The organism is Gordonia phthalatica (assembly GCF_001305675.1).
GTDB lineage: Bacteria > Actinomycetota > Actinomycetes > Mycobacteriales > Mycobacteriaceae > Gordonia > Gordonia phthalatica.
In genome coordinates this window covers 384,265-406,989 of the sequence record NZ_CP011853.1, presented here as the reverse complement: position 1 = coordinate 406,989, position 22,725 = coordinate 384,265, and the positions used below count along the sequence as shown (strand labels likewise).

At 69.1% G+C, this 22,725-nt stretch carries 22 protein-coding genes, 1 tRNA gene and 1 other RNA gene; 10 read left to right on the top strand and 14 right to left on the bottom strand.

Features of this window, described 5'->3' with window-relative positions; genetic code table 11:
• Window positions 1-21: 21 nt before the first annotated feature.
• Window positions 22-1,008 (bottom strand): helix-turn-helix transcriptional regulator, encoded by a 987-nt coding sequence (locus ACH46_RS01845; RefSeq protein ID WP_062391431.1) that lies wholly within the window; start codon window positions 1,006-1,008, stop codon window positions 22-24.
• A gap of 129 nt (window positions 1,009-1,137) precedes the next feature.
• Here ACH46_RS01845 and ACH46_RS01840 point away from each other — a divergent pair, with 129 nt between their 5' ends.
• Window positions 1,138-2,613 (top strand): MFS transporter, encoded by a 1,476-nt coding sequence (locus ACH46_RS01840; RefSeq protein WP_062394843.1) that lies wholly within the window; start codon window positions 1,138-1,140, stop codon window positions 2,611-2,613.
• Between the two features lie 117 nt (window positions 2,614-2,730).
• The gene (locus tag ACH46_RS01835) at window positions 2,731-3,060 is read left to right on the top strand and encodes a DUF4333 domain-containing protein (protein WP_062391430.1); all 330 of its coding nucleotides are present in this window, start codon (window positions 2,731-2,733) and stop codon (window positions 3,058-3,060) included.
• Between the two features lie 6 nt (window positions 3,061-3,066).
• Here the strand turns inward: ACH46_RS01835 and ACH46_RS01830 are convergent, their stop codons facing one another.
• Window positions 3,067-4,134 (bottom strand): alpha/beta hydrolase, encoded by a 1,068-nt coding sequence (locus tag ACH46_RS01830; protein ID WP_062394841.1) that lies wholly within the window; start codon window positions 4,132-4,134, stop codon window positions 3,067-3,069.
• 100 nt (window positions 4,135-4,234) lie between these two features.
• Between ACH46_RS01830 and ACH46_RS01825 the strand changes: the two genes are divergently transcribed.
• On the top strand, window positions 4,235-4,666 hold the full coding sequence (locus tag ACH46_RS01825; protein WP_226995728.1) for a MarR family winged helix-turn-helix transcriptional regulator: 432 nt from the start codon (window positions 4,235-4,237) through the stop codon (window positions 4,664-4,666).
• A gap of 18 nt (window positions 4,667-4,684) precedes the next feature.
• Window positions 4,685-6,058 carry an MFS transporter gene (locus tag ACH46_RS01820; protein ID WP_062391428.1) on the top strand — a complete coding sequence of 458 codons (1,374 nt, stop codon included), beginning with the start codon at window positions 4,685-4,687 and terminating at the stop codon, window positions 6,056-6,058.
• Window positions 6,059-6,212: 154 nt separating this feature from the next.
• Here the strand turns inward: ACH46_RS01820 and ACH46_RS21410 are convergent, their stop codons facing one another.
• The gene (locus ACH46_RS21410) at window positions 6,213-6,416 is read right to left on the bottom strand and encodes a hypothetical protein (RefSeq protein WP_162234636.1); all 204 of its coding nucleotides are present in this window, start codon (window positions 6,414-6,416) and stop codon (window positions 6,213-6,215) included.
• Window positions 6,417-6,489: 73 nt separating this feature from the next.
• On the opposite strand from ACH46_RS21410, the gene ACH46_RS01815 reads away from it, so the two are divergent.
• Window positions 6,490-7,788 (top strand): Mur ligase family protein, encoded by a 1,299-nt coding sequence (locus ACH46_RS01815; RefSeq protein ID WP_062391427.1) that lies wholly within the window; start codon window positions 6,490-6,492, stop codon window positions 7,786-7,788.
• Window positions 7,785-8,498 carry a type 1 glutamine amidotransferase gene (locus ACH46_RS01810; RefSeq protein WP_062391426.1) on the top strand — a complete coding sequence of 238 codons (714 nt, stop codon included), beginning with the start codon at window positions 7,785-7,787 and terminating at the stop codon, window positions 8,496-8,498. Before ACH46_RS01815 ends, ACH46_RS01810 begins: the two co-directional genes overlap by 4 nt.
• A gap of 3 nt (window positions 8,499-8,501) precedes the next feature.
• Here ACH46_RS01810 and ACH46_RS01805 read toward each other — a convergent pair whose 3' ends face one another.
• The 6 genes from ACH46_RS01805 to ACH46_RS01780 all read right to left on the bottom strand — a co-directional run bounded on the left by ACH46_RS01805 (window position 8,502) and on the right by ACH46_RS01780 (window position 11,857).
• On the bottom strand, window positions 8,502-9,074 hold the full coding sequence (locus tag ACH46_RS01805) for a uridine kinase family protein (protein WP_417935269.1): 573 nt from the start codon (window positions 9,072-9,074) through the stop codon (window positions 8,502-8,504).
• A 6-nt stretch (window positions 9,075-9,080) separates the two neighbouring features.
• Window positions 9,081-9,692 carry a recombination mediator RecR gene (recR, locus tag ACH46_RS01800; protein WP_062391424.1) on the bottom strand — a complete coding sequence of 204 codons (612 nt, stop codon included), beginning with the start codon at window positions 9,690-9,692 and terminating at the stop codon, window positions 9,081-9,083.
• A gap of 10 nt (window positions 9,693-9,702) precedes the next feature.
• Window positions 9,703-9,999: a YbaB/EbfC family nucleoid-associated protein gene (locus ACH46_RS01795; protein ID WP_062394839.1), complete on the bottom strand. Its 297-nt coding sequence runs from the start codon at window positions 9,997-9,999 to the stop codon at window positions 9,703-9,705.
• 92 nt (window positions 10,000-10,091) lie between these two features.
• Complete coding sequence (locus tag ACH46_RS01790) at window positions 10,092-10,454, bottom strand: hypothetical protein (protein ID WP_062391423.1); 363 nt, start codon at window positions 10,452-10,454, stop codon at window positions 10,092-10,094.
• Between the two features lie 30 nt (window positions 10,455-10,484).
• The gene (locus tag ACH46_RS01785) at window positions 10,485-11,357 is read right to left on the bottom strand and encodes a pseudouridine synthase (RefSeq protein WP_062391422.1); all 873 of its coding nucleotides are present in this window, start codon (window positions 11,355-11,357) and stop codon (window positions 10,485-10,487) included.
• A gap of 62 nt (window positions 11,358-11,419) precedes the next feature.
• Window positions 11,420-11,857 carry an SRPBCC family protein gene (locus ACH46_RS01780; protein WP_062391421.1) on the bottom strand — a complete coding sequence of 146 codons (438 nt, stop codon included), beginning with the start codon at window positions 11,855-11,857 and terminating at the stop codon, window positions 11,420-11,422.
• Between the two features lie 115 nt (window positions 11,858-11,972).
• On the opposite strand from ACH46_RS01780, the gene ACH46_RS01775 reads away from it, so the two are divergent.
• Window positions 11,973-13,406: an FAD-binding oxidoreductase gene (locus ACH46_RS01775; RefSeq protein WP_120298680.1), complete on the top strand. Its 1,434-nt coding sequence runs from the start codon at window positions 11,973-11,975 to the stop codon at window positions 13,404-13,406.
• A complete protein-coding gene (locus tag ACH46_RS01770) occupies window positions 13,403-14,671 on the top strand; it encodes a class I SAM-dependent methyltransferase (protein WP_062391419.1) in 1,269 nt (422 codons plus the stop codon). The genes ACH46_RS01775 and ACH46_RS01770 overlap by 4 nt, the downstream gene beginning before the upstream one ends.
• A gap of 89 nt (window positions 14,672-14,760) precedes the next feature.
• Here ACH46_RS01770 and ACH46_RS01765 read toward each other — a convergent pair whose 3' ends face one another.
• The 4 genes from ACH46_RS01765 to ffs form a co-directional block, all read right to left on the bottom strand.
• Window positions 14,761-17,124 carry a DNA polymerase III subunit gamma and tau gene (locus tag ACH46_RS01765; protein ID WP_062391418.1) on the bottom strand — a complete coding sequence of 788 codons (2,364 nt, stop codon included), beginning with the start codon at window positions 17,122-17,124 and terminating at the stop codon, window positions 14,761-14,763.
• Window positions 17,125-17,133: 9 nt separating this feature from the next.
• Window positions 17,134-18,408 carry a glycosyltransferase 87 family protein gene (locus ACH46_RS01760; protein WP_062391417.1) on the bottom strand — a complete coding sequence of 425 codons (1,275 nt, stop codon included), beginning with the start codon at window positions 18,406-18,408 and terminating at the stop codon, window positions 17,134-17,136.
• A 10-nt stretch (window positions 18,409-18,418) separates the two neighbouring features.
• Window positions 18,419-19,690 carry an aspartate aminotransferase type Ic gene (locus ACH46_RS01755; RefSeq protein ID WP_062391416.1) on the bottom strand — a complete coding sequence of 424 codons (1,272 nt, stop codon included), beginning with the start codon at window positions 19,688-19,690 and terminating at the stop codon, window positions 18,419-18,421.
• A 58-nt stretch (window positions 19,691-19,748) separates the two neighbouring features.
• An RNA gene (ffs, locus tag ACH46_RS01750) (signal recognition particle sRNA small type) lies at window positions 19,749-19,843 on the bottom strand.
• 61 nt (window positions 19,844-19,904) lie between these two features.
• On the opposite strand from ffs, the gene ACH46_RS01745 reads away from it, so the two are divergent.
• A tRNA-Ser gene (locus ACH46_RS01745) sits at window positions 19,905-19,990 on the top strand.
• 184 nt (window positions 19,991-20,174) lie between these two features.
• Window positions 20,175-20,840 carry a DNA alkylation repair protein gene (locus ACH46_RS01740; RefSeq protein WP_062391415.1) on the top strand — a complete coding sequence of 222 codons (666 nt, stop codon included), beginning with the start codon at window positions 20,175-20,177 and terminating at the stop codon, window positions 20,838-20,840.
• Between the two features lie 104 nt (window positions 20,841-20,944).
• Here ACH46_RS01740 and poxB read toward each other — a convergent pair whose 3' ends face one another.
• Entirely contained in the window at window positions 20,945-22,678 is a 1,734-nt protein-coding gene (gene poxB / locus ACH46_RS01735) for a ubiquinone-dependent pyruvate dehydrogenase (RefSeq protein WP_062391414.1), read from the bottom strand.
• Between the last annotated feature and the right edge of the window lie 47 nt (window positions 22,679-22,725).

The following is a 22,725-nucleotide window of genomic DNA, read 5'->3' as shown; positions in this document are numbered from 1 at the left end:
CTGAACAACGGCAGAAGTCGTTCACGGGTTCGAGTACAGGGCCCGCGCCTCGCGCGCGTTCCGGCTGCGGAACTCGCGGAGCAGCGCGTCCGGGATCTCGACGAACCGGTAGTCGGCGTCGAGTCCGCCGAGAGCGAGAGCGATCCAGCCGGGGTCGTCGGCCTGCATCGTGACGAGTGCACCCGGGCGACCGTCGTCGTCGACCGGCTCCACCTCGGACCACCGGCCGATCTTCTGCCGCACCGCGTCTGCGTCCGCATCCACCACCACCTGCACCGTGTGCTGGTCGCGACCGCTGCGCAGGCTCGCCCGGACGTAGGAGGCGGGATCGCCGCCGGGCGGTGTGCGCGCGGCGAACCGCCGCTTCTGCGGACGGGCGCCGCTCAGCCGGTCCAGGCGGAAGGTGCGCCAGTCCTGTCGGTCGAGGTCGTAGGCCAGCAGATACCAGCGTCGTCCCACCGGGACCAGGCGCAGCGGTTCGGTGCGTCGCACTCCGGGATTGCTCCCCGACCGCGCTGCCGGCGCATAGGAGAAGGTCAGCTCCGTGGCGTCGCGGCAGGCCAGCGCGACGGTCGTCAATGTCTCGGCGTCGATCGGCGGCGCCTGGTCATCCCCCGGCAGCACCACGCTCATCGAGCGCAGGGCGTCGGCTCGCTTGCGCAGTTTCGGCGGCAGCACCTGCGTCACCTTGGCGAGCGCGCGGACCGACGCCTCAGCGAGACCGGCCGCCGAACCGTGGGCGGCGGTCCGGAGCGCGCTGACGATGGCGACGGCCTCCTCCTCGTCGACGACGAGCGGCGGGAGCGAGCCGCCCGGCGCCAACTGATAGCCACCGCCGGAGCCCCGCACCGATTCCACCGGATAACCCAGTTCGCGGAGCCGCTCCACGTCGCGGCGCACCGTCCGTTCGGTGGTCTCCAGCCGGTCGGCGAGCTCGAGCGCCGACCACAGCCGATGCGCCTGCAGCAGCGCGAGCAGCTTGAGCGTGCGGGTCGTCGTGTCGGCCATACCTGCATGATGCCGCATCAACCGGACAGAAATTGACCTGATTGACACCTGTCTATTCCGGACGAGTTCTGTCCACAATGGCCCCTAACGTCGTCGGTGTCCTCGAACCGACGACTGCAGGAGCACATCGTGACCGTCACCGACGAAACCGCACCACCGGTCCCCGCGACCGACACCGTCGACCCCGCAGACCGCCCTCTGATCAGCCCGCGAGCGCGCACCATCGCGCTCGTCTGCCTGTTGACCGCCTCGTTCATGGAACTGACGGACGCGACCGTCGTGAACGTCGCCCTGCGCACGATGAGCGAACATCTCGGCGCCTCGGCGACCGCGATGTCATGGGTGGTCGCAGGCTATCCACTCGCCTACGCGATCGGCCTGATCCTCGGAGCCCGGCTCGGCGACCGCTACGGCCGTCGGCGGCTGTTCGTGATCGGACTCGTCGCCTTCGGCGCGATGTCGCTCGCGTGCGGTCTGGCGCTGACACCGACCGCCCTCGTCGCGTTCCGCATCCTGCAGGGCGGTGCCGCCGCACTGATGATCCCGCAGGTCCTGACCAACATCCAGGTGCTCTACCCGCCGGCCGAACGAGGTCGGGCGATGGGGCTGTTCACCTCGATCATCGGTATCGCGGCCGTCGCGGGTCCGGTCCTGGGCGCGGTCATCACCGACGGCGACTGGTTCGGTCTGTCGTGGCGGCCGGTGTTCCTCATCAACGTTCCGGTGGCCGTGCTCGCGGTGGTCGCGGCCCGGATCTTCATCCCGGAGACCTTCTCCTCGCGCCCGGCGCCGATCTCCCTCGGCGCGGTGGCACTCCTCGGCGGTTCGCTGGCCGCGGTGATGACTCCGGTGACGCTGGGTCCCGAGCACGACTGGCCCATCTGGGGTTTCGCCTCGATGGTCGCCGGCGCACTGGGTTTGATCGGCTTCGCCCGCCGCCAGGTACTGGCGGCCCGAGCAGGCGTGGAACCGCTGGTGCCGCCCGCCGTGTTCGGCACGCGCTCGTTCACGACCGGGCTCGCGGCGTTCACCGCGCTGAGCATCCCGACCGGCGGATTCTTCCTGATCCAGTCGCTGCACGTGCAGGCCGCACACGGGTGGTCCGTGCTGCACACCGGGCTGATGTGGATCCCGTTCTCCCTCGCGGTCCCCGTCTTCGCGGGCCTGTCGGCCACCGTCCTCGCAGCGCGGTTCGGCAAACGCGTCCTGCAGGGCGGCGCATGGGTGTTCGTCGTCGGCCTGACCACGATGATCACTGCGAACGTCTCCGACCATCCGGCGCTGTGGTTCACCGTCGCCCTGGTGGTCGCCGGAGCGGGCTTCGGCCTCATCGTCGGCGCCGCGGGCCTGCTGGTCTTGAACGACGTTCCCGTCGCCCTCGCGGGCACCGCCTCGGGCGTCTTCAACACGATGCAGGCGCTGTCGGTGGCGGTCGGCGCCGCCGTCCTCGGCACCGTGTATTCGACGGTCTCGACGTCGAACGGCCTGGCCGACGGCTATCAGGTGTCGATGCTCGCCATGATCGGTCTGCTGATCGTGGGCGGACTGGTGGCGCAGACAATGCCGGAGAAGGTCGTGGTCGACCCCGCCGCCTCCGTCGACTGAATGACCGCAGTTCTCCGGAGCGGGGAATTCGTACGCCGCGCCGGTTAGGCTCCGGGCACAGCGTGAAGCGCATCCCACGTGCGCCGCACGACCTCCCGTTCACGAAAGGCCGCCACCATGCTGAAGACCACCCGTTCCATCGCCGTCGCCATAGCCGGCGGCGCGGCGTCCATCGCGCTCCTCGCCGGCTGCTCGATGACGTCGGAGATCAGCCAGGAGAACCTCCAGAAGGAGGTGTCCGCGAAGATGACCCCGAAGCTCGGTCAGATCGACGAGGTGGTCTGCGAGGGCGGCCTCGAAGCGAAGGTCGACGCGACGCAGAAGTGCAAGCTCAAGACCTCGGGCATGTGGCGCGAGGCCACGGTCACCGCCACCGAGGTGGACGGCGACAACGTGAAGTTCAACATCAACGTGCCGCCCGGCACCACCACCCCGCCGAGCGAGTAGGACCTGCTAGCCGACCGCGTCGATCGCCTTCGCGACCGCCTCGCCCATCCGGGTGACGGCGGCCTGCGCGGTCGGGCTCAGCAGCGCCATGTTGATGAAGCCGTGAATCATGCCGCTGGCCCGCTCCACGGTCACCGGCACCCCCGCCTTGTCGAGCGCGTCGGCGTATTCGAGGCCCTCGTCGCGCAGCGGGTCGAAGCCCGCGACCACGACGTGCGCGGGTGCGAGCCCGGTCAGGTCGTCGGCCAGCAACGGTGAGACGCGCGGGTCCGGCAGGATGTCGCGCGACGGCAGGTAGGTGTCGCAGAAGTAGTCGATCTGCTCCTCGGTGAGGAAGTAGCCGGTGGAGAACTCGTGCATCGACTCGCGTTTGCGCGACATGTCGACCACCGGGTAGATCAGCAGCTGCAGGCACGGCGTGACGTCTTCGCCGCGAACCTGCTGAGCGACGACGGCGCTCAGGTTGCCGCCGGCCGAATCGCCCGCGACGACGGTCTTCCGCGGGTCCAGTCCCCACGTCGGCGCGTTCTCGACGGCGAACCGGTAGGCGGCGACCGAGTCGTCGACCGCAGCGGGGAACTGATGCTCGGGCGCCATCCGGTACTCGACGGACAGCACATCGGCGCCGGAGGCGACGGCGAGTGCTCGGGCGGCCGAGTCGTGGCTGGCACGACTGCCGAGGACGAAGCCGCCGCCGTGGTAGAAGACGATGAGCCCGCGGCCGGAGCCGTCGACGCTGTAGCGGGTGGCGGGCACGGGGCCGGCCTCGGTGTCGATGACCAGATCCTCTTCGATCGCGAAGGGCGGGAAGGTCTGCGCCATCATCGCGCTGTTGAGCTCGATGCCCTTGCGGGAGGATTCGACGGTCTTGCCGACCAACGCGAGGGACGGGATGTAGGCCGACGCGGTGGCGACCAGCGCCAGCGACGGGTCGAGGCGGTCGCCATCCGCGTTCACCGTGGTCAACCGTGCCATCGCGGCCCGCAGCGGTGCCGGGATCCGGCCCGCGCCCTTCAGGAGCGATCGCTGGATCTTGTACGGGAGGGGCAGCTTCACTGCGGTTGCACGACTCACAGCGCCGAACCTATCACCGGCCATTGGGACAGTCACTCCCGCGCGCCTCAATTACACAGTTGACTGTGCAGTTTCCTGTGTTCTTTTCTAGACTGGAATCATGGAGCATCCGTCCGTCGACGTCGGAAACCAGCTCAGGCTGCTGGTCGCCGAACTCAACCGCAAACTCCGTGCACATTCGACGGTGATGGATCTGACCAGGTCGCAGTCGGCCGTCGTCAGCACCCTCGACCGCATCGGCCCCACCTCCACCGCCGACCTCGCCCGCGCGCACGGCATGCGCCAACAGTCCATGGCCGCGATCGTCACCGCGCTCACCGACGCCGGCCTCGTCGTCGGCTCGCCGGATCCCTCCGACCGCCGACGCGTCCTCCTCGACCTGACCGGCACGGCGCGCACCGCCCTCGACACCGGCCGACTGCAGCGCGCCGACTGGCTGTCGCATGCGATCGGCAGCGCACTCACCGACGACGAGGTCGAGCGACTCCGTGACGCGCTGGGTCTGCTGCAACGCGTCGCCGACCAGCCCTGACAAACCACCTCCCCTCCGATGACCACCCCTCACCGTCACACCCGCCCCTTCGGCGTCCGGTTCGTCGCGCCGTTGGTCCTGGCATCCGTCCTCAACCCGATCAACAGCTCGCTGATCGCGACTGCGATGGTCGGGATCGGCGTCGACTTCCATCGCGGCCCGGCCGACACCGCGATCCTGATCTCGATCCTCTATCTGTGCAGCGCCGTCGCGCAGCCGACGATGGGCAGGCTCGGGCCGCTGTTCGGGGAACGGCGCGTGATGATCGGCGGGATCGGCCTGATCCTGATCGCGGGCGTCATCGGGACCGCCGGATGGTCGTTCGGCGCCCTCGTCGCGTCGCGTGCCCTGCTCGGCATCGGAACGTCCGCCGCGTACCCGATGGCGATGTCGCTGATCCGACGCCGCGCCGACGAGGCCGAGAGCGGTGTGCCCAGCGGGATCCTCGGGGTCTTCTCCATCACCGCGCAGGTCATCGCCATGATCGGGCTCCCGCTCGGCGGCGTCCTGACCGGCGTCTTCGGCTGGCGCGCCGTGTTCTTCATCAACGTCCCGGCCACCGTGATCTCGTTGATCCTGCTGCTGATCGGCGTTCCGAAGGACCAGGCCGCCTGGCCGAAGGACCTGCGCAGCGCCCTGGTCTCCATCGACCCGGTCGGGATCGTCCTGTTCGCCCTCACCGTGGTCGCCGCCTTGGAGTTCCTGCAGTCGCCCGACGTCGGCACGCTGTGGCTCGGCGGCGCAGCCCTCGTCTTCCTGGTCGTCCTCGTCCGATGGGAACTGCGTGTCGCCGAGCCGCTGATCGACATCCGGATGCTCGTCGCCAACAACCCGCTGGTCCGCACCTATCTGAGGCAGGCGCTGGCCGCACTCGGCATGTACACGACGATGTACGGCGTCAGCCAGTGGATGGAGGAGGCCGCGGGATTCAGCCCGACCCAGGTCGGCGTCCTGCTGCTGCCGATGTCCGCCGTCAGCATCGTCGCCGCCGCGATCAACTCGAAACGCGGCGCCGTCCGCATCCCTCTCCTCGCGACCGGCGTCGCCTTCGGTGCGGCCGGCACGACGATGTTGCTCCTGCGCCACACCGCGCCGATGTGGGCACTGTTGATCATGTCGGTGCTCATCGGCCTCGCCAGCGGCCTCAACAGTTTCGCGAACCAGGCCGCGCTCTTCATGCAGTCACCTGCCGAGCAGATGGGCGTCGCCTCCGGCCTGTACCGGACTTTCGCCTACCTCGGGGCGATCGCGTCCGCGAGCCTGATCGGCGGCGCCTTCGGCGATCACGCCACCGACGCAGGCTTCCACGTCGTCGGCTGGGCGACCGTCGCGATCGGCGTGTGCATCGCGGCGCTGACGGTCACCGACCGCGCATTGCCGCGGCATGCGTGACCCGGTCGGACGACCTGTGTCGGGAGGCGGTGGTCAGTCCAGCGGTTGCGCCGGAGAGAAGTCTCCGCCATTGCGGACGACCCGATTGATCGCCGCGGATCCGATGACGGCCGTCGTGACCACGGCGGCGAACGGCGCCGCCAGGAAAACGAGTTCAAAGCCGGGCATGCAGAGCTGAACGACGCACCTGTACGGCGGGCGCAGGTCGTACGCCGACCACGTCGCGTAGGCGCGCCGGATCAGGCGCGAAGAATCTGATCGTCAGCATCCACGGCACGACGACCGTCGCAGCGACGTGCGCCACACGCCACACCAACAGCAGAGGCGATTCGTCCGTCCTGTCATCGTCCGCCGCCATGGGCACATGCTGCCACGTCGAAACCACCGACGGGTGGAACCGACCACTCGCGCCGATGTGGGAAACTCGTGTAATGCCGGAAGCCACTCGCCTACCCGTCCGCACCCGCGCGGCGCTCGCCGCCGCCGCCTCGGCCCGCTGGGCCTCGCGCACCGCTGGACGCGGCAAGGGATCGATGATCGGCGGCCTCGTCGCTGAGAAGATCGACCCCCGCATCATGTCCCGCCTGGCCGCCGGGCGCGCCACAGCGCTGATCACCGGAACCAACGGCAAGTCCACGACCACCCGGATGACGGCGGCCGCACTCGCCCAGCTCGGCGAGGTGGCGACGCAGCCCGACGGCGCCAACATGGACGCCGGCATCATCGCCACACTGAGTGTGCAGCGGGACGCGAAGGTCGCCGCCCTCGAGGTCGACGAACTGCACGTCGCGAACGTCGCCGACAACACGTCACCGAAGGCCATCACCCTGCTGAACCTGTCGCGCGACCAGCTCGACCGCGTCGGCGAGATCAACATCATCGAGCAGAGCCTGCGCGGCGGCATCGCCCGCCACCCGGACGCCGTCGTGATCGCCAACTGCGACGACGTCCTCGTCACGTCGGCCGCGTTCGACGCCCCCAACGTGGTGTGGGTGGCCGCGGGATCGAGCTGGGTCGGCGACTCGGTGAGTTGCCCCCGCTCGGGCGAGCCCGTCGTCCGGACCGGCGACGACTGGTACTCGACGGGCCGCGAGGATTTCCGTCGACCGATCCCGCAGTGGTGGTTCGACGACGAGAAGATCTACGGTCCCGACGGTTTCGTCGCGCCGATGACGCTGAAGGTCCCCGGCCGCGCCAACCGCGGCAACGCCACCCAGGCCGTCGCGACCGCCGTCGCGATGGGCGTGGATCCCGCGTTCGCGGTGAAGGCCGTCGGCACCGTCGGCAACGTGGCCGGCCGCTACGGCACCGTCGACCTCGGCGGTCATCGCATCCGCACCCTGCTCGCGAAGAACCCCGCCGGCTGGCAGGAGGCGCTGTCGATGATCGATGAGACCGCCGACAGCCTGGTGATCGCCGTCAACGGTCAGGTGCCCGACGGCGAGGACCTGTCCTGGCTGTGGGACGTCCGCTTCGAAGCCTTCGAGCAGTCCAAGGTGGTCGCCTCCGGAGAGCGCGCCGCCGACCTCTCGGTCCGCCTGCTGTACGCGGGCGCCGAGCACACCGTGGTCGACGACCCGTTCGCCGCCATCGCCTCGCTGCCACCGGGCCGCGTCGAGGTCCTGGCCAACTACACCGCATTCCGCGACCTGAACGTCGCACTCGAACGCGCCGGCTGCACCGCGGTCGACGTCGACACGACCACCGACACCGAGGGGACCGCCCGATGAGTGAATCGACCCTGCGCATCGGCCTGGTGCTGCCCGACGTGATGGGCACCTACGGCGACGGCGGCAACGCCCTCATCCTGCGCCAGCGCGCCCGGATGCGCGGCATCGACGCGGAGATCGTCGAGATCACCCTCGACGACGAGGTCCCGGAGTCGCTGGACGTCTACACGCTCGGCGGCGCCGAGGACAACGCGCAGCGGATCGCCACGCGGCACCTGCAGCGCTACCCGGGTCTGCAGCGGGCCGCCGAGGCCGGTCATCCGGTCCTGGCGATCTGCGCGGCCATCCAGGTGCTCGGCCACTGGTACGAGACCTCCGCAGGCGAACGCGTCGCAGGCATCAGCATGCTGGACCTCACCACGTCCCCGCGCGAGGCGCGAGCGATCGGCGAACTGGTCACCACACCGCTGATCGACGGCCTGTCGCAGCCGCTGTCGGGCTTCGAGAACCACCGCGGCGCGACAACCCTCGGTCCGGCCGCCAAGCCGCTCGCCCGCGTTCGCGACGGCGTCGGCAACGGTGACGGCGCGGGGGTCGAGGGCGCCGTCCAGGGCAGCGTGATCAGCACGTACATGCACGGTCCGCTGCTCGCCCGCAATCCGGAGCTGGCCGATCACCTCCTGGAGAAGGCCACCGGAACCGCGCTCGCGCCGCTCGACCTTCCGCAGGTCGATCGCCTCCGCAAGGAGCGGATCTCAGCCGCACGCTGAGGCCTACCGCAGCACCTCGCACCGCTCCCGGGTGCCGTCGACTGCGAACCAGCCCTCCTCGAAGTGCTGCCAGCGGGTCAGGTGGTCCCGATCGGCCTCGCCGTCGCGGGCCACGGTGCGGGCCAGCCGATCCGGAGCCGGCGGGCCGTCGAGCCAGAAGAGGTGAGTGAAGCGGTGCGCGCAGCTCCGGCGGGCCGACGTGACGCCCTCGATGATGAGGATCGGCTGCCGACGCACCCACTTCTCAGGCCCGATCTCCGGCCGACCGTCCACCCAGATCCGCGGTCGATAGAAGTAGTCGTGCCGACGCTCGAAGGCACCGATCACGTCGCGCTCCAGCTCCGGCCACCACGAGGCGGGGTCGTCCCAGGTGGCATAGTCGTCGGTGCTGATCAGCACCGACTTGCGACCGCGGTCGGCGAGGGCCCGGACCAGTTCGGCCGCGAAGGTGCTCTTGCCCGCACCGGAGGGACCGTCGATCGCGACGATGCCCTCGGTCAGACCGCAGCGGACGGCGACGTCGTCGGCCAGCCAGGCCCAGTCCTGCGGCACCGGGTCATGATCGGGGGAGGTCACCGACGGTCACACCAGGACGCGGCGACCCGACAGTGCGCGGCCGAGGGTCAGTTCGTCGGCGAACTCCAGGTCGCCGCCCATCGGCAGGCCGGACGCCAGACGCGTCACCGACAGGCCGGGGAAGTCCTTGAGCATGCGCAGCAGGTACGTCGCGGTGGCCTCCCCCTCGGTGTTGGGGTCGGTCGCGACGATGATCTCCGAGACCTCCTGCCCGTCGGGCATCTCCCCCAGTCGACGCAGGAGTTCACGGATGCGGAGCTGGTCGGGACCGATGCCCGACAACGGGTCCAGCGCGCCGCCGAGGACGTGGTAGCGGCCGTCGAACTCCTTGGTCCGCTCGATCGCGTAGATGTCCTTCGGCTCCTCGACCACGCAGATCTTGGTGACGTCGCGGCGAGCGTCACCGCAGATCCGGCACAGCTTGTCGGCGGCCACGTTGCCGCATTCGGAGCAGAAGGTGACGTCGTCGCGGACGTGGCCGAGGGCGGCCATCAACCGATCGATCTCGACGTTCTCCCCCGCCAGCAGGTGGAAGGCGATGCGCTGGGCACCCTTGGGTCCCAGCCCGGGAAGTTTCGCGAGCTGGTCGATGAGATCTTGAATCGGGCCTTCGTACATGAGGTCGCGCCTAGCCCAGTCCGGGCAGCCCGCCGGCGAGCGGTCCCATCTTCTCGGCGACGAGGGCGTCGCGGCGCGAGGCGAGGTCGGAGAGCGCCCCGATGATCAGATCCTGCAGCGTCTCGACGTCCTCCGGGTCGACGACCTCCCGCGAGATGGAGACCGCGGTGATGTCTCCGGTGCCGTTGCCGGTCACCGTCACGAGACCGTTGCCCGCACTACCGGTCACCTCGGCCTGAGCCATCTCCTGCTGAGCCGACTCCACCTGGGTCTGCATCTGCTGGACCTGGGCGAGCAGCCCCGCCATCGGGTTCTCGCCACCGGCTCCGCCGCCGAACAGTGCGCTGGGATCGAAAGCGCCAGGATTGTTTGCGCCGGGATTGAATGCGTCAGTCACGTCTACGAGGGTAGTCGGTCCAGACCGAGCAGCCGTCCGACGTGTCCGGCGAGTTCGTCGACGTGGTCGGCGGGATCGGTGTCGGGGTCCACCGCGAGCTGGAAGGACACGAGGTCGTCGCCGAACAGGCGCGCCGCACGGGCGGTCAGGGCGAACTCGAAGCGATCGTCGCCCACCAGGCGCCAGGCGGTCACACCGTCGTAAACGGGAGCACTGGCACCGGTGGTGATGCAGCACTGGCCGGCACGCGGTCCGCCGGGCAGGTCGCGCTGCAGCTGGAAGCAGGCGTCGGAGTCCTCGTCGAGAAAGACGACGGCCTCGCACCCGAGGTCGGGGTGCCGCTCGTAGGAGCCGATGATCGCCATGAGTGCGAGGGTACGCGGCAGCGTGGACTGCTACGCGAAGTCGATCCGCGAACGGAACTCCCGGCGGGTGCCGGTCAGCGGGTCGTCGAAAGCGAGCACGTCCGCGATCAGCCGCAGCGGCGACGAGAAGTCGCCGCGGTCGGGTGCCGTCGCCAGCTCGGCGTCGACCTCCGGGTACAGCGGATCGCCGACGATCGGGACGCCGAGCCCTGCCATGTGCATCCGCAGCTGGTGGGTGCGGCCGGTGGTGGGCCGCAGCCGGTACTCCCCCAGCCCGTCGCGGACCGGACCGAGCAGGGCGATGTCGCTGATCGCGTTCGGCTCGCCGTCGACGACCCGGGCGCGCAGGTCGCCCGCGGTCTTGAGGATCCGATTCTCCACGTGGACGCCGCCGGCGAGAGCCTCGTCGATCGGTGCGAGCGCCCGGTACTCCTTGTGAACTCGTCGCGCTGCGAAGAGTTCCTGGTAGGCCGCCCGCACCTCGCGGCGGCGGGTGAACAGGAGGACGCCCGCGGTCAGCCGGTCGAGGCGGTGCGCGGGAGCGACGTCGTCGGATCCCAGGTCGCGGCGCAGTCGGACCAGCGCCGTCTGCGCGACGTGTGCGCCGCGCGGCATGGTCGCGAGGAAGTGCGGCTTGTCGACCACGACGAGGTCGTCGTCCAGGTGCAGGATCGGCATGTCGAACGGGACGTCGTACTCCGGCGGCAGGCCCCGATAGAGGTACACCGAGGTCGGCCGGCGCACGGGAGCGTCGAGATCGACCGCGGCGCCGTCCTGGTCGACGAGCTCACCGGCCGCGGCGCGGCGTCGCAGGTCGTCCTCGGCCAGGTCCGACAGCGGTGGTGCGGCCAACAGCGAGTCGAGCACTCGCCACGTCCCCGCTTCGGGCAGACGCAGAACCACCCGGGTGGCATCGATACCATCCCGGGCGGGCAGCGGTTTGACGCGGCGGCGTCCCCGACGGCTCAGTGCGCCAGACGCTTCTGCAGGTTGCCGAGCAGTTCGGTGTACATGCGGTTCAGGCCCTTGGGCGCGAACGTCTTCTCGAAGAAGCCGCCGATGCCGCCGGCACCCTTCCATGTGGTGGTGACGACGACCTGCGAGCCGGTGCCCGCCGCGGTGACGCGGTACGTGGTGACCATGGTGGAGTTGCGGTCGGTCTCGGTGATGGTGTCGCCGCTGACGGTGACGTCGGCGAGGACGTCGCGCTGCCGCTTCTCGGTGGCCTGCAGGATCCAGTGCACAACGGTGCCCGCACCGGTGCCGCCGGCCTCGACGCGGTAATCGCGGTAGTTGGCGGGCAGGATCTGCGGACGCACCGTGGTGTAGTCGGCCAGCGCAGCGCTGACCGCCTCCGGTGCGGCGTCGATGGCGAGGTTCGTGGTGGCGGTTACCTGTCCCACTTGTGGTGGCTCCTTTGGTTTGTCGGCTCCGGTCGGCGCCGACTCGTATGCGCCCGGAAAGGCGGGAAGACGTCCCCCACGGTACTGGTCGTCGGGCTACGGTGGGAATGTGGCTTTGAACGCATCCGAATACGGAGACATCGCCTTCAGTCGCGGCAGGCGCAAGCTGCTCGACAGCTACCGCGCCATCCCCGACGGGGCCAATGTCCGACTCGCCAAGAAGACGTCGAACCTGTTCCGCAAGCGCGCAGCCTCCTCCGCACCCGGCCTGGACGTCTCCGAACTGCATCGCGTCATCTCGGTGGATCCCGTGGAGCAGACCGCACAGGTCGCAGGCATGTGCACCTACGAGGATCTGGTGGACGCCACCCTTCCGTACGGGCTCGTCCCCCTGGTGGTTCCGCAGTTGAAGACGATCACTCTGGGCGGGGCGGTCACCGGGCTGGGCATCGAGAGCACGTCGTTCCGCAACGGCCTGCCGCACGAGTCCGTGCTCGAGATGGAGATCCTCACCGGCTCCGGCGACCTGGTGGTGGCGCGTCCCGACAACGAGTACCGCGACCTGTTCTTCGGGTTCCCCAACTCGTACGGAACGCTCGGCTATTCGGTCCGGCTCAAGATCGCCCTGGAGAAGGTGCCGCCGTTCGTGGAACTGCGGCACGTCCGAGTCCGCGGCACCCGCGAACTGCAGGACCTGATGGCGCAGGTCGCCGTCGACCGCGAGTACCTCGGTGAACGGGTCGACTATCTGGACGGGGTCGTCTTCACCGCAGACGAGGGCTACCTGGTCCTCGGCCGACAGACCGACGAGCCGGGCCCGGTCAGCGACTACACCGACATGAACATCTACTACCGGTCCATCCAGCACGACGGCGCCGAGCCGAAGCGCGACCGCCTCACGATCCGCGACTACCTGTGGCGGTGGGACACCGACTGGTTCTGGTGCTCGCGGGCGTTCGGCGCGCAGAATCCGCGGATCCGTCGACTGTGGCCCGCGAAGTACCTGCGCAGCAGTTTCTACTGGAAGCTCATCGGCTACGACCAGCGGTGGGACATCGGCGACAAGCTGAACGCGCGCAAAGGCCTGCCGCCCACCGAGCGGGTGGTGCAGGACATCGAGGTGCCGATCGACCGGACCGCCGACTTCGTCGACTGGTTCCTGACCGAGATCCCGATCGAGCCGATCTGGCTGTGCCCGCTGAAGCTCGCGGACCCGTCGCCCGTCGAGATCGGTGCTCCCGATCCGGCAGCCGCGGCTGCGACGCAGCCGTGGACCCTGTACCCGCTGCAACGCGGGCAGTTCTACGTCAACGTCGGCTTCTGGTCCGGCGTCCCCGTCACGCCCGGTAGGCCCGGCCACACCAATCGGATCATCGAAAAGAAGGTCAGCGAGTTGGGTGGTCACAAGTCGCTGTACTCCGAATCCTTTTACAGCCCAGAAGAATTCGAAGAGTTGTACGGTGGCGGACACTACGACGAACTCCGCCGTCGCTACGACCCCGACCGTCGCCTGCTCGGCCTCTACGAGAAAGCAGTGAAGCGCGCATGAAGCTTGCCCAGATCATCGAAACGCTCGTCGGACGCGACCTCGCGGTTCGCATCACCGCGTACGACGGCAGCTCTGCCGGCCCCGAGAACGCCGAGTTCGGCCTCGATCTGAAGACCCCGCGCGGAACCACCTACCTGGTGACGGCGCCGGGCGATCTCGGCCTGGCCCGCGCCTACGTCTCCGGCGATCTGGAGTTGATCGGCGCCCACCCCGGAGACCCATACGGTGCGCTGCAGGCGCTCGCCGGCGACCTGAAGTTCCGCAAGCCCAACCCCGTAGAGCTGGCGCAGATCGCCCGGTCGATCGGGAGGGAGCACTTCAAGCTGATCCCGCCTCCCCCGCAGGAGAGCCTGCCACGGTGGCGCCGGTTCGCCGAAGGTCTGCGGCACAGCCGCGAGCGGGACGCCGAGGTGATCCACTACCACTACGACGTCTCCAACCGCTTCTACGAGCTGGTCCTCGGCGAATCCATGACCTACACGTGCGCCGTCTACCCGACTCCGGACGCCACCCTGGAGGAGGCTCAGGAGAACAAGTACCGCCTCGTCTTCGACAAGCTGAATCTGCAGCCCGGCGACCGACTGCTGGACATGGGCTGCGGCTGGGGCGGCATGGTGCGGTACGCGGCACGACGCGGCGTGCACGCGCTCGGGGTGACCCTCTCGTCCGAGCAGGCCCAGTGGGCGCAGGAGGCCATCGAACGCGAAGGGCTCTCGGAGTTCGCCGAGGTCCGCTACAGCGACTACCGCGACGTGCCCGAATCGGACTTCGATGCGATCTCGTCGATCGGTCTCACCGAGCACATCGGTGTCGCGAACTACCCCAAGTACTTCAGTTTCATGCGCGACAAGGTCCGGTCGGGCGGCCTGATCCTGAACCACTGCATCACCCGGCCCGACAACCGGACGCGCAGCAAGGCCGGTCCGTTCATCGACCGCTACGTGTTCCCCGACGGGGAGCTGACCGGGTCGGGCACCATCATCTCCCGGATGCAGGACGTGTCACGGTTGGAGGTGCTCCACGAGGAGAACTTCCGTCACCACTACGCACTGACCCTGCGCGACTGGAACAAGAACCTCGTGAAGAACTGGGACGAGGCCGTCGCCGAGGTGGGTGAGGGCACCGCCCGGCTGTGGGGTCTGTACATGGCCGGCTGTCGGATCGGGTTCGAGCGCGACATCGTCCAACTGCACCACGTGCTGGCGACGAAGTTGCAGCTCGATTCGACGACCAACCTGCCGATGCGGCCGTGGTGGGAGCCGTAAGCGACGCGTACTGCTGAAATCAGGCCGCTCACGGCCTGCCGGCGGAAATCTTCCCTCGGCGGGCCGTGAACGGCCTGGTCTCAGCTGTTCTATTCGACGGGCCGGGCCCCTAGTTCGGACTTGAGCAGCTCCAGGGCCACCTGGTCGGGGTCCAGACGGTCGTCGGGACCGCCGGAGTGCGCCTGCGCGACCATCTCGTCGCGCTCATCGTCGGTGAGCTCTTCGTCGGGAACCGGCGGGACCGGTTCGGAAGGCTCCTCTGGCTCGGGCGGGTAGTCCGCCGACGGTTCCGGCGCGTGCGGGTCGCGGGGGCGGCTCGGTCGGGTGAACGTCTGCCTGCGCGGCTCGGGCTTCTCCGGCGCGGGTGCGGATGCCTTCGCCGGTGCCGAACCCGGCTGCGCATTGACCACGCCGACGGTGTGACCCGGGCCGAAGACCTCGACGACCGCGGTGGTCAGCGCGCGGAGCCCGCGCTCGTCGGCGAGACGCCCGACGAGGGCCGGGTGCGGATGCCCGAGGGTCACCTGGGTGCCGTCGACCTGATGGACGAAGGCCGCCGACAGCATGGCCTCGAGGACCGAGCTCTGCTTCCGGACCGCCGCGCGGATCTCCGGCCAGCGCGCCGAGACCGCGTCCACGGTGAGGCCCGCGGGCTGTTCCGGCTCCGGTTCCCGGGTGGGTTCGGGTGCGGCGGCGGCCTTGCGCGGCGCGTACCCGTCGTCGGGCGGCGGCAGGTAGTCGGGATCCATCGGTGGTTCGGCCGGTGGGATCTCGTCGTCGTGCATCGGCGGGCGCTGCGGCGCACGGGCCGCGGGTCGCTGCCGCTCCTGACGTTCCGGCTCCGGCTCTGGTTCCGGGCGACGCTGCTCGCGGACCGGCTCGGGCTCTGGTTCGCGGCGAGGAGGTTCCGGTGCGCGCGGGTCGGAGTCGATCGGCGGATGCGGGGTCGGCCGTTCGACGACCGGCCGCGGTGCTGGTTCGGGTTCGGGTTCCTGAGCTGCGACGGGCTCCGGCGGCACGGATTCGACGGTCGGCTCGGGCTGCGCGACCGGTGCAGGCTCGACCGGTTCCGGCGGGGCGACCGGCTCGGGCTGCGGCACCGGAGCCGGCTCGGGAACCGGAGGTGCAGGAGCGGGTACCGGAGTCTGTGGTTCGGCGGGGGCGGCCGCGCGGGCTTCTTCGACGGCCCTGCGTTGGGACGGTCGGACGAAGCGCGGAGCCGGCTCGTCCGCCGCGGGTGCACTCGGCGCCGACGAGGGGATCGGTGCCGGTCCGCCGGCTGCGGTGGCGGCACCACTGCCCGCGGGACGTCGTTCCAGGGTCTCGATGCGTTGCAGCAGCGCGGCGTCGTCGGCCGTCGCCGACGGCAACAGCAGGCGGGCGCACATCACCTCGAGCAGGAGTCGCGGCGACGTGGTGCCGCGCATCTCGCCGAGCGCTGCGTGCGCGACTTCCGCGAACCGGGTCAGTGTGGCCGGCCCCAGCTTGGAGGCGGCGTCGTGCATGCCGGCGATCTGGTCCTCCGGTGCCTCGACGAGTCCGCGTTCGGCGGCGTCGGGGACGGCCTGGATCAGGATGAGGTCGCGGAAACGGTCGAGGAGGTCGATCGCGAAGCGGCGAGGATCGTGTCCGGCGTCGACGACGCTCTCGACGACGCCGAACAGTGCGGAGCCGTCGCCGGCCGCGAGCGCGTCGACGGCGTCGTTGATGAGTGCTGTGTCGGTGACGCCCAGCAGCGACAGGGCCCGCTCGTAGGTGACGCCCTCATCGCCTGCGCCGGCGAGGAGCTGGTCGAGGATGCTGAGGCTGTCGCGCGGGGAACCGCCGCCGGCCCGGATGACCAGCGGGTACACCTCGGGGGCGACGATCACGCCTTCCTTGGCGCAGATGTTCTCCAGCAGGCCGCGCATCACGGGCGGCGCCAGCAGGCGGAACGGGTAGTGGTGGGTGCGCGACTTGATGGTCGTCAGCACCTTCTCCGGCTCGGTGGTCGCGAAGATGAAGATGAGGTGCTCGGGCGGCTCCTCGACGATCTTCAGCAGGGCGTTGAAGCCGGCCGACGAGACCATGTGCGCCTCGTCGATGATGAAGACGCGGTAGCGGGATTCCGCCGGGGCGTAGAAGGCTCGGTCGCGCAGGTCGCGGGTGTCGTCGACACCGCCGTGGCTGGCGGCGTCGAGTTCCACGACGTCCAGGTTGCCGGGGCCGCCGGGGCCCAGCGACACGCACGACGAGCACACGCCGCACGGTGTGGAGGTGGGTCCCTGCTCACAGTTCAACGACCGCGCGAGGATGCGGGCCGACGACGTCTTGCCGCACCCGCGCGGCCCGGAGAACAGGTACGCGTGGTTGATGCGGCCGGTATCGAGCGCTCGGCTCAGGGGCGCGGTGACGTGCTCCTGGCCGACGACTTCGGCGAAGGTTGCCGGACGGTAGGTGCGATAGAGAGCCACGCGGCAAGCCTACCGGCGGCCTGTGACAGTCGTGCCGGTGCTCACCCGATCGCTGGCGGACCGCTGGTACGCGGCGATCGTGACGCCTGCCGTCACCACCAGGATCAGCGTGAACGGTTGGACGGTGAACCAGTCGAACCAGCGGGGATGCTTGAAGAACAGTCCGGTGAAGTACGCGTCTTCGACCGAACGGTTGGCGAACCACATGGGGAACGCGAAGTGAGTGCGCCAGGCGACGGCGGCGAGGAACCCGCCGACGGTCAGGACGATCAGCGACCACTGCGCGGGGCCGGACAGCTTCTCGGACACCTGGTGGATCACCACCACGAGCAGCGGGACCACCCACACCCAGTGGTGCGACCACGCGACCGGGGACACCGCGCACGACGTCATCCCGACGACTGCGATGGCCAGCAGTTCCTGCCCGTGTCGGTGCGCCACCACGGCGGCCCATCCGGCCAGCAGCACCAGCGGGATCGAGAGAGCCAGCCACGCCGCGGTGCTGGGGTGGTCGGTGTGACCGAGGTTGGCGAGGGTGCCGCGGATCGATTGGTTGCCGACGGTCTGCGGGGAGGACACGCGGTCGGAGTCGAACATCGTGTTGAACCAGAACTTCGACGACGCTGTCGGCATCAGCGCGAAACCGAGGGCCACGGTGCCGGCGAAGCCTGCGGTCATCGTAGCCGCGGCCTTCCACTGCTTCGTCACCAGCAGGTATGCGCCGAAGATCAGCGGGGTCAGCTTGATGCCCGCCGCGATGCCTGCGCCGACGCCGCGCAGTCGGCTGCCTTCGGGTCGCACCAGGTCGGCGACGATGAGGAGCATCAAGAACACGTTGATCTGCCCGAACCAGATGGTGGAGCGGACGGGTTCGAGGAGGGCGCTGACCGCGACGATCGAGCCTGCGATGACGCGCAGCCGCCAGGTCGCCTGGTGGCCGAGGCTGCGGAAGCCGAGCATCACCGTCAGGTAGAGCGCGACGAAGATGCCGATGGTCCACAGCAGGTGCGCGAAGCCTGCGGACATCCAGGCGAACGGCGCGAAGAGGATCACTGAGATCGGCGCGTACGTGAAGTCCATCTGGCCGAGGAGTTTGGCGTCGTACAGGTCGCCGCCGTCGAGGACCACCTGGGCGCCGGCCCGGTAGACGTCGAGGTCGAGGAAGTTCCCGAAGAGCCCCCAGTAGGGCTCGGTGTACGGGATGAGGACGTCTTGGAGCCAGACCGCCAGAATCCCGGCAATCACGAATCCGACGAGCGCAGGAGTCGACCGTTCGAGCTTCATGGCCGCACGCTTACTCTGCGTCCAGCAGCACCTCGGTCGCGGCGAGCAGCGCGCACGTGGCGACGCCGTCCATCGCGGTAGCCAGTTCGTCGATCGACGGGAAGGTCGGCGCGAGGCGGATGTTCTCGTCGCGCGGGTCCTTCTTGTACGGGAACGTGGAGCCGGCGGCGGTCAGCGCGATGCCCGCGTCCTTCGCGAGTGCGATGGTGCGGGCGGCGGCGCCGTCGATCACGTCGAGGCTGATGAAGTAGCCGCCCTCGGGATGGGTCCAGGACGCGATCTTGCTGTCGGCGAGGCGGTCTTCGAGGATCTCGAGGACCTTCGCGAACTTGGGTGCGATCAGTGCGCGGTGGCGGGCCATGTGAGCGCGGACGCCGTCGGCGTCGCGCAGGAACATCAGGTGCCGCAGCTGGTTGAGCTTGTCGGGGCCGATGGTGGAGACGCCGAGGTTCTTGGTGAACCAGTCGATGTTGGTCTTGGACGACGCGAAGAACGCGACACCGGCTCCGGCGAACGTGATCTTGCTGGTGGAGGCGAAGACGTACACGCGGTTGGGGTTGCCTGCCTCCTCCGCGAAGTCGAGGATCGGCAGCGGGGTCGGCGTCTCGTCGACCAGCGTGTGAACGGCGTACGCGTTGTCCCAGTAGATGCGGAAGTCGGGGGCGGCGGGCATCGCGACGAGGCGGCGGGCCACCTCCTCGGACACCGTGTAGCCGGTGGGGTTGGAGAAGGTGGGGACCAGCCACATGCCCTTGATGGACGGGTCGGCGGCGACGAGCGCGGCGCAGGCGTCGACGTCGGGGCCGTCGGGGTTCATCGGGACGGTGATCATCTCGATGCCGTAGCGCTCGGTGATGCCGAAGTGGCGGTCGTAGCCGGGGGCGGGGCACAGGAACTTGATGGGTTGCGTGGACCACGGCTGGTCGGAGTCGGGATTGCCGCCGAGGAGGGAGTGGACGGTGATGTCGTGCATGGCCTGCAGGCTGGCGTTGCCGAGCGCGATGGTGCGTTCGGTGCCGGTGCCGAGAAGTTCGCCGAAGATCTCGCGGAGGCCGAGGAGTCCGGTGACGCCACCGTAGTTGCGGCAGTCGACGCCGTCGGGGCTGGTGTAGGTCTCGCCCGGCAGCGACAGCATCTCGTTGGAGAGGTCGAGCTGGTCGGGCGCAGGCTTGCCGCGGGTGAGGTCGAGCTTGAGCCCGGCGGCCTGCAGCGTCGCGTAACGCTTGCGCAGATCTTCCTGGGTGGTTCGGAGTTGGTCGACACTCATCGAGTGAAAGTTCAACGTGGACCTCTCCCACAGACCGTGGTGCGCGGTTGTAGCTGTCCGCGCCGTCTAAAAATTAAGAGGACCCCGCGCACCCGAGAGAGCCCGTTGACCCTTGCTGCCTTCCGGCCCTGGGGGAGTTCACAGGATGCACGCCGCGCGGGATCCGTAGATCAGTGTAGCGGGTCGTTTTGGGATCCACCCACCCCACCCGTTACGATCGTTTCTGCTCGGAGGATTCGCCTAGTGGCCTATGGCGCTCGCCTGGAACGCGGGTTGGGTTAATAGCCCTCAGGGGTTCGAATCCCCTATCCTCCGCAAAGGGAAAAGTCCCCCGCCGTCGAGTTCCTCGACGGCGGGGGACTTTTGCCTTTGCATTCGGACACGGCGATTCGAGGAGGAGCGAAGCGACGGAGTCCCCTATCCTCCGCGACACAAGGTTCCAGCGAAGCGGGGAACCCCGGACCAGCACAGACACCGAACCCCCACTACCCTCACCCCCATGCACCCCGAGCTCTCCGACGTCCTCACCGAACTCGCTGCCCTGGAGGATCCGAAGGTCCGCGCGGTCAATGAGCGGCACGGTGACGATCACGGCGTGAATCTCACGAAGTTGCGGGCGGTCGCGAAACGGCTGAAGGCGCAACCGGAGTTGGCGCGGGAGTTGTGGGCGACGGGTGACACTGCGGCACGACTGCTCGCGATCCTGGTGAGCCGACCACGTGACTATTCGGTGGATGAGCTCGACGGGCTGTTGCGGGAGTCGCGGACGCCGAAGGTGCACGGCTGGGTGCTGGCGAATCTGGTGAAGAAGAGCAAGCACGCGGAGGAGCTCCGCCTGCGGTGGATGGCCGACGACGATCCGGTCGTAGCGAGCGCGGGGTGGCATCTGACCAGCGTCCGGGCGGCGAAGGACGCCGACGGACTGGATCTCGACGCCCTGCTGGAAACGATCGACGCCGAGATGGGCGATGCGCCGGAACGACTGCAGTGGTCGATGAACGAGACGCTCGCCCAGATCGGCATCGCGCATCCGGAGCTGCGCGGTCGAGCGATCGAGATCGGGGAACGCCTCGAGGTCTTGAAGGACTACCCGACGCCGCCGAACTGCACGTCACCGTATGCGCCGATCTGGATCGCGGAGATGGTGCGACGCAGCGAGGGCTGACCGGGACGGCCCGCGGGCATCAGAATCTTGTCGATCCATCGGGCTCCAGGCCCAGTGGATCGACAAGATTCGACATGCCCGGTCCGGCCGGCGCGGTCATCCCCTCAGAACAGCCGCTTGAACAGGTTCGTCTCGGCGAGGTCGACCAGTTCGTCGCCGCGGCCGGACATCACGGTCCGCAGCGCGTAGAGCGCGAAACCCTTGGCCTGGGCGACGGAGATGGTCGGCGGGATCGACAGCTCCTGACGGGCGGTGGTGACGTCGAGGAGGGCGGGGCCGTCGTGCGCGAGGAAGTCGCGGACGGCTGCGGGCAGGTCGGCGGACTCGGTGACTCGGCGGCCCCAGATGCCGACGGACTGGGCGAGGGCCGCGAAGTCGGGGTTCGTGAGGTCGGTGCCGAACGTGACGAACCCGGCGGCCTTCATCTCCAGTTCGACGAAGTTGAGAGACGAGTTGTCGTAGACGACCACCTTCACCGGCAGGTCGTTTTGTACCAGCGTGAGGAGTTCGCCGAGCAGCATGGCGAGGCCGCCGTCGCCGGCCATGGCGATGACCTGTCGGCGTCGGTCGACGGCCGAGACCCCGACAGCCTGCGAGACGGCGTTCGCCATGGAGCCGTGGCTGAATGAGCCGATGAGCCGCCGTCTCCCGTTCATGCGCAGGTAGCGGGCCGCCCACACGACCGGTGACCCGACGTCGGGAATGAAGACGGTGTCATCGTCGGCGGCGTCGGACAGCAGCGTGGTCAGGTACTGCGGGTGGATCGGGTCGCCGGTGTCGGACGGGGTGGCGAGATCGTCGAGCCCGGCCCGGGTTCGGGCGTAGTGTTCACGGGCGGCCGTCAGGTGCGCGTCGTCGCGATCGGCTGCGATCCGCTCGGTGAGCAAGGGCAGGGTGTCGACGACGGAGCCGACGAGCGGCAGGTCGACGCGGCAGCGGCGGCCGATCTGACTGCCACGGACGTCGAGCTGAATGGTGAACGCCTTGGACGGCAGGAACTGCGGGTATGGGAAGTCGGTGCCGACCATGAGCAGGGTGTCGCAGTTCTCGATGGCCCGGTATCCGGACGAGAAGCCGAGCAACCCGGTCATGCCGACGTCGTACGGATTGTCGTACTCGATGTGCTCCTTGCCGCGGAGGGCGTGCACGATCGGCGCCTTGAGAGCAGCCGCCATCGCGATGAGTTCGGCGTGGGCGCCGGCGACGCCCGCCCCGGCGAGGATCGTGACGCGGCGCGACTCATTGAGTCGAATGGCGGCGAGGCGGAGCGGTTCGACGGCGGGGTGCATGACGGTGGCGGCGGCGCGGATCCGGGTGACGCGATCGGGCCGGTCGATCTTGGCGAGGAACAGCTCGCCGGGGATCACGAGGACGGCGACGTCGCGCTGCTCGACGGCGGTCCGAATCGCGATGTCGATGAGGTGCGGGAGCTGCTCGACGGTGTTGACGGTCTCGCAGTAGGCGCTGCACTCGGCGAAGATCTGTTCCGGGTGCGTCTCCTGGAAATAGGTGGTGCCGACATTGGCGGCGGGGATCTGCGCCGCGATCGCGAGCACCGGGACCCGGGAGCGGTGGGCGTCGTAGAGACCGTTGATCAGATGCAGGTTGCCGGGCCCGCAACTGCCCGCGCAGACCGCGAGACCGCCGGTGATCGCGGCTTCGCCCGACGCGGCGAACGCAGCGCCCTCCTCGTGCCGGACGTGGACCCACGAGAGGGAGTCCGAGGTGCGGAGGACGTCGGTGAAACCGTTGAGCGAGTCTCCGGGGATCCCGTAGATCCGTTCCACTCCGGCGGCGGCGATGGTCTCGACGATCAGATCGGCGACGGTGTAACTCATGCTCTCCTCTTCCTGACGGTGTACGGAGATCGATCCCGGTCCAGCGT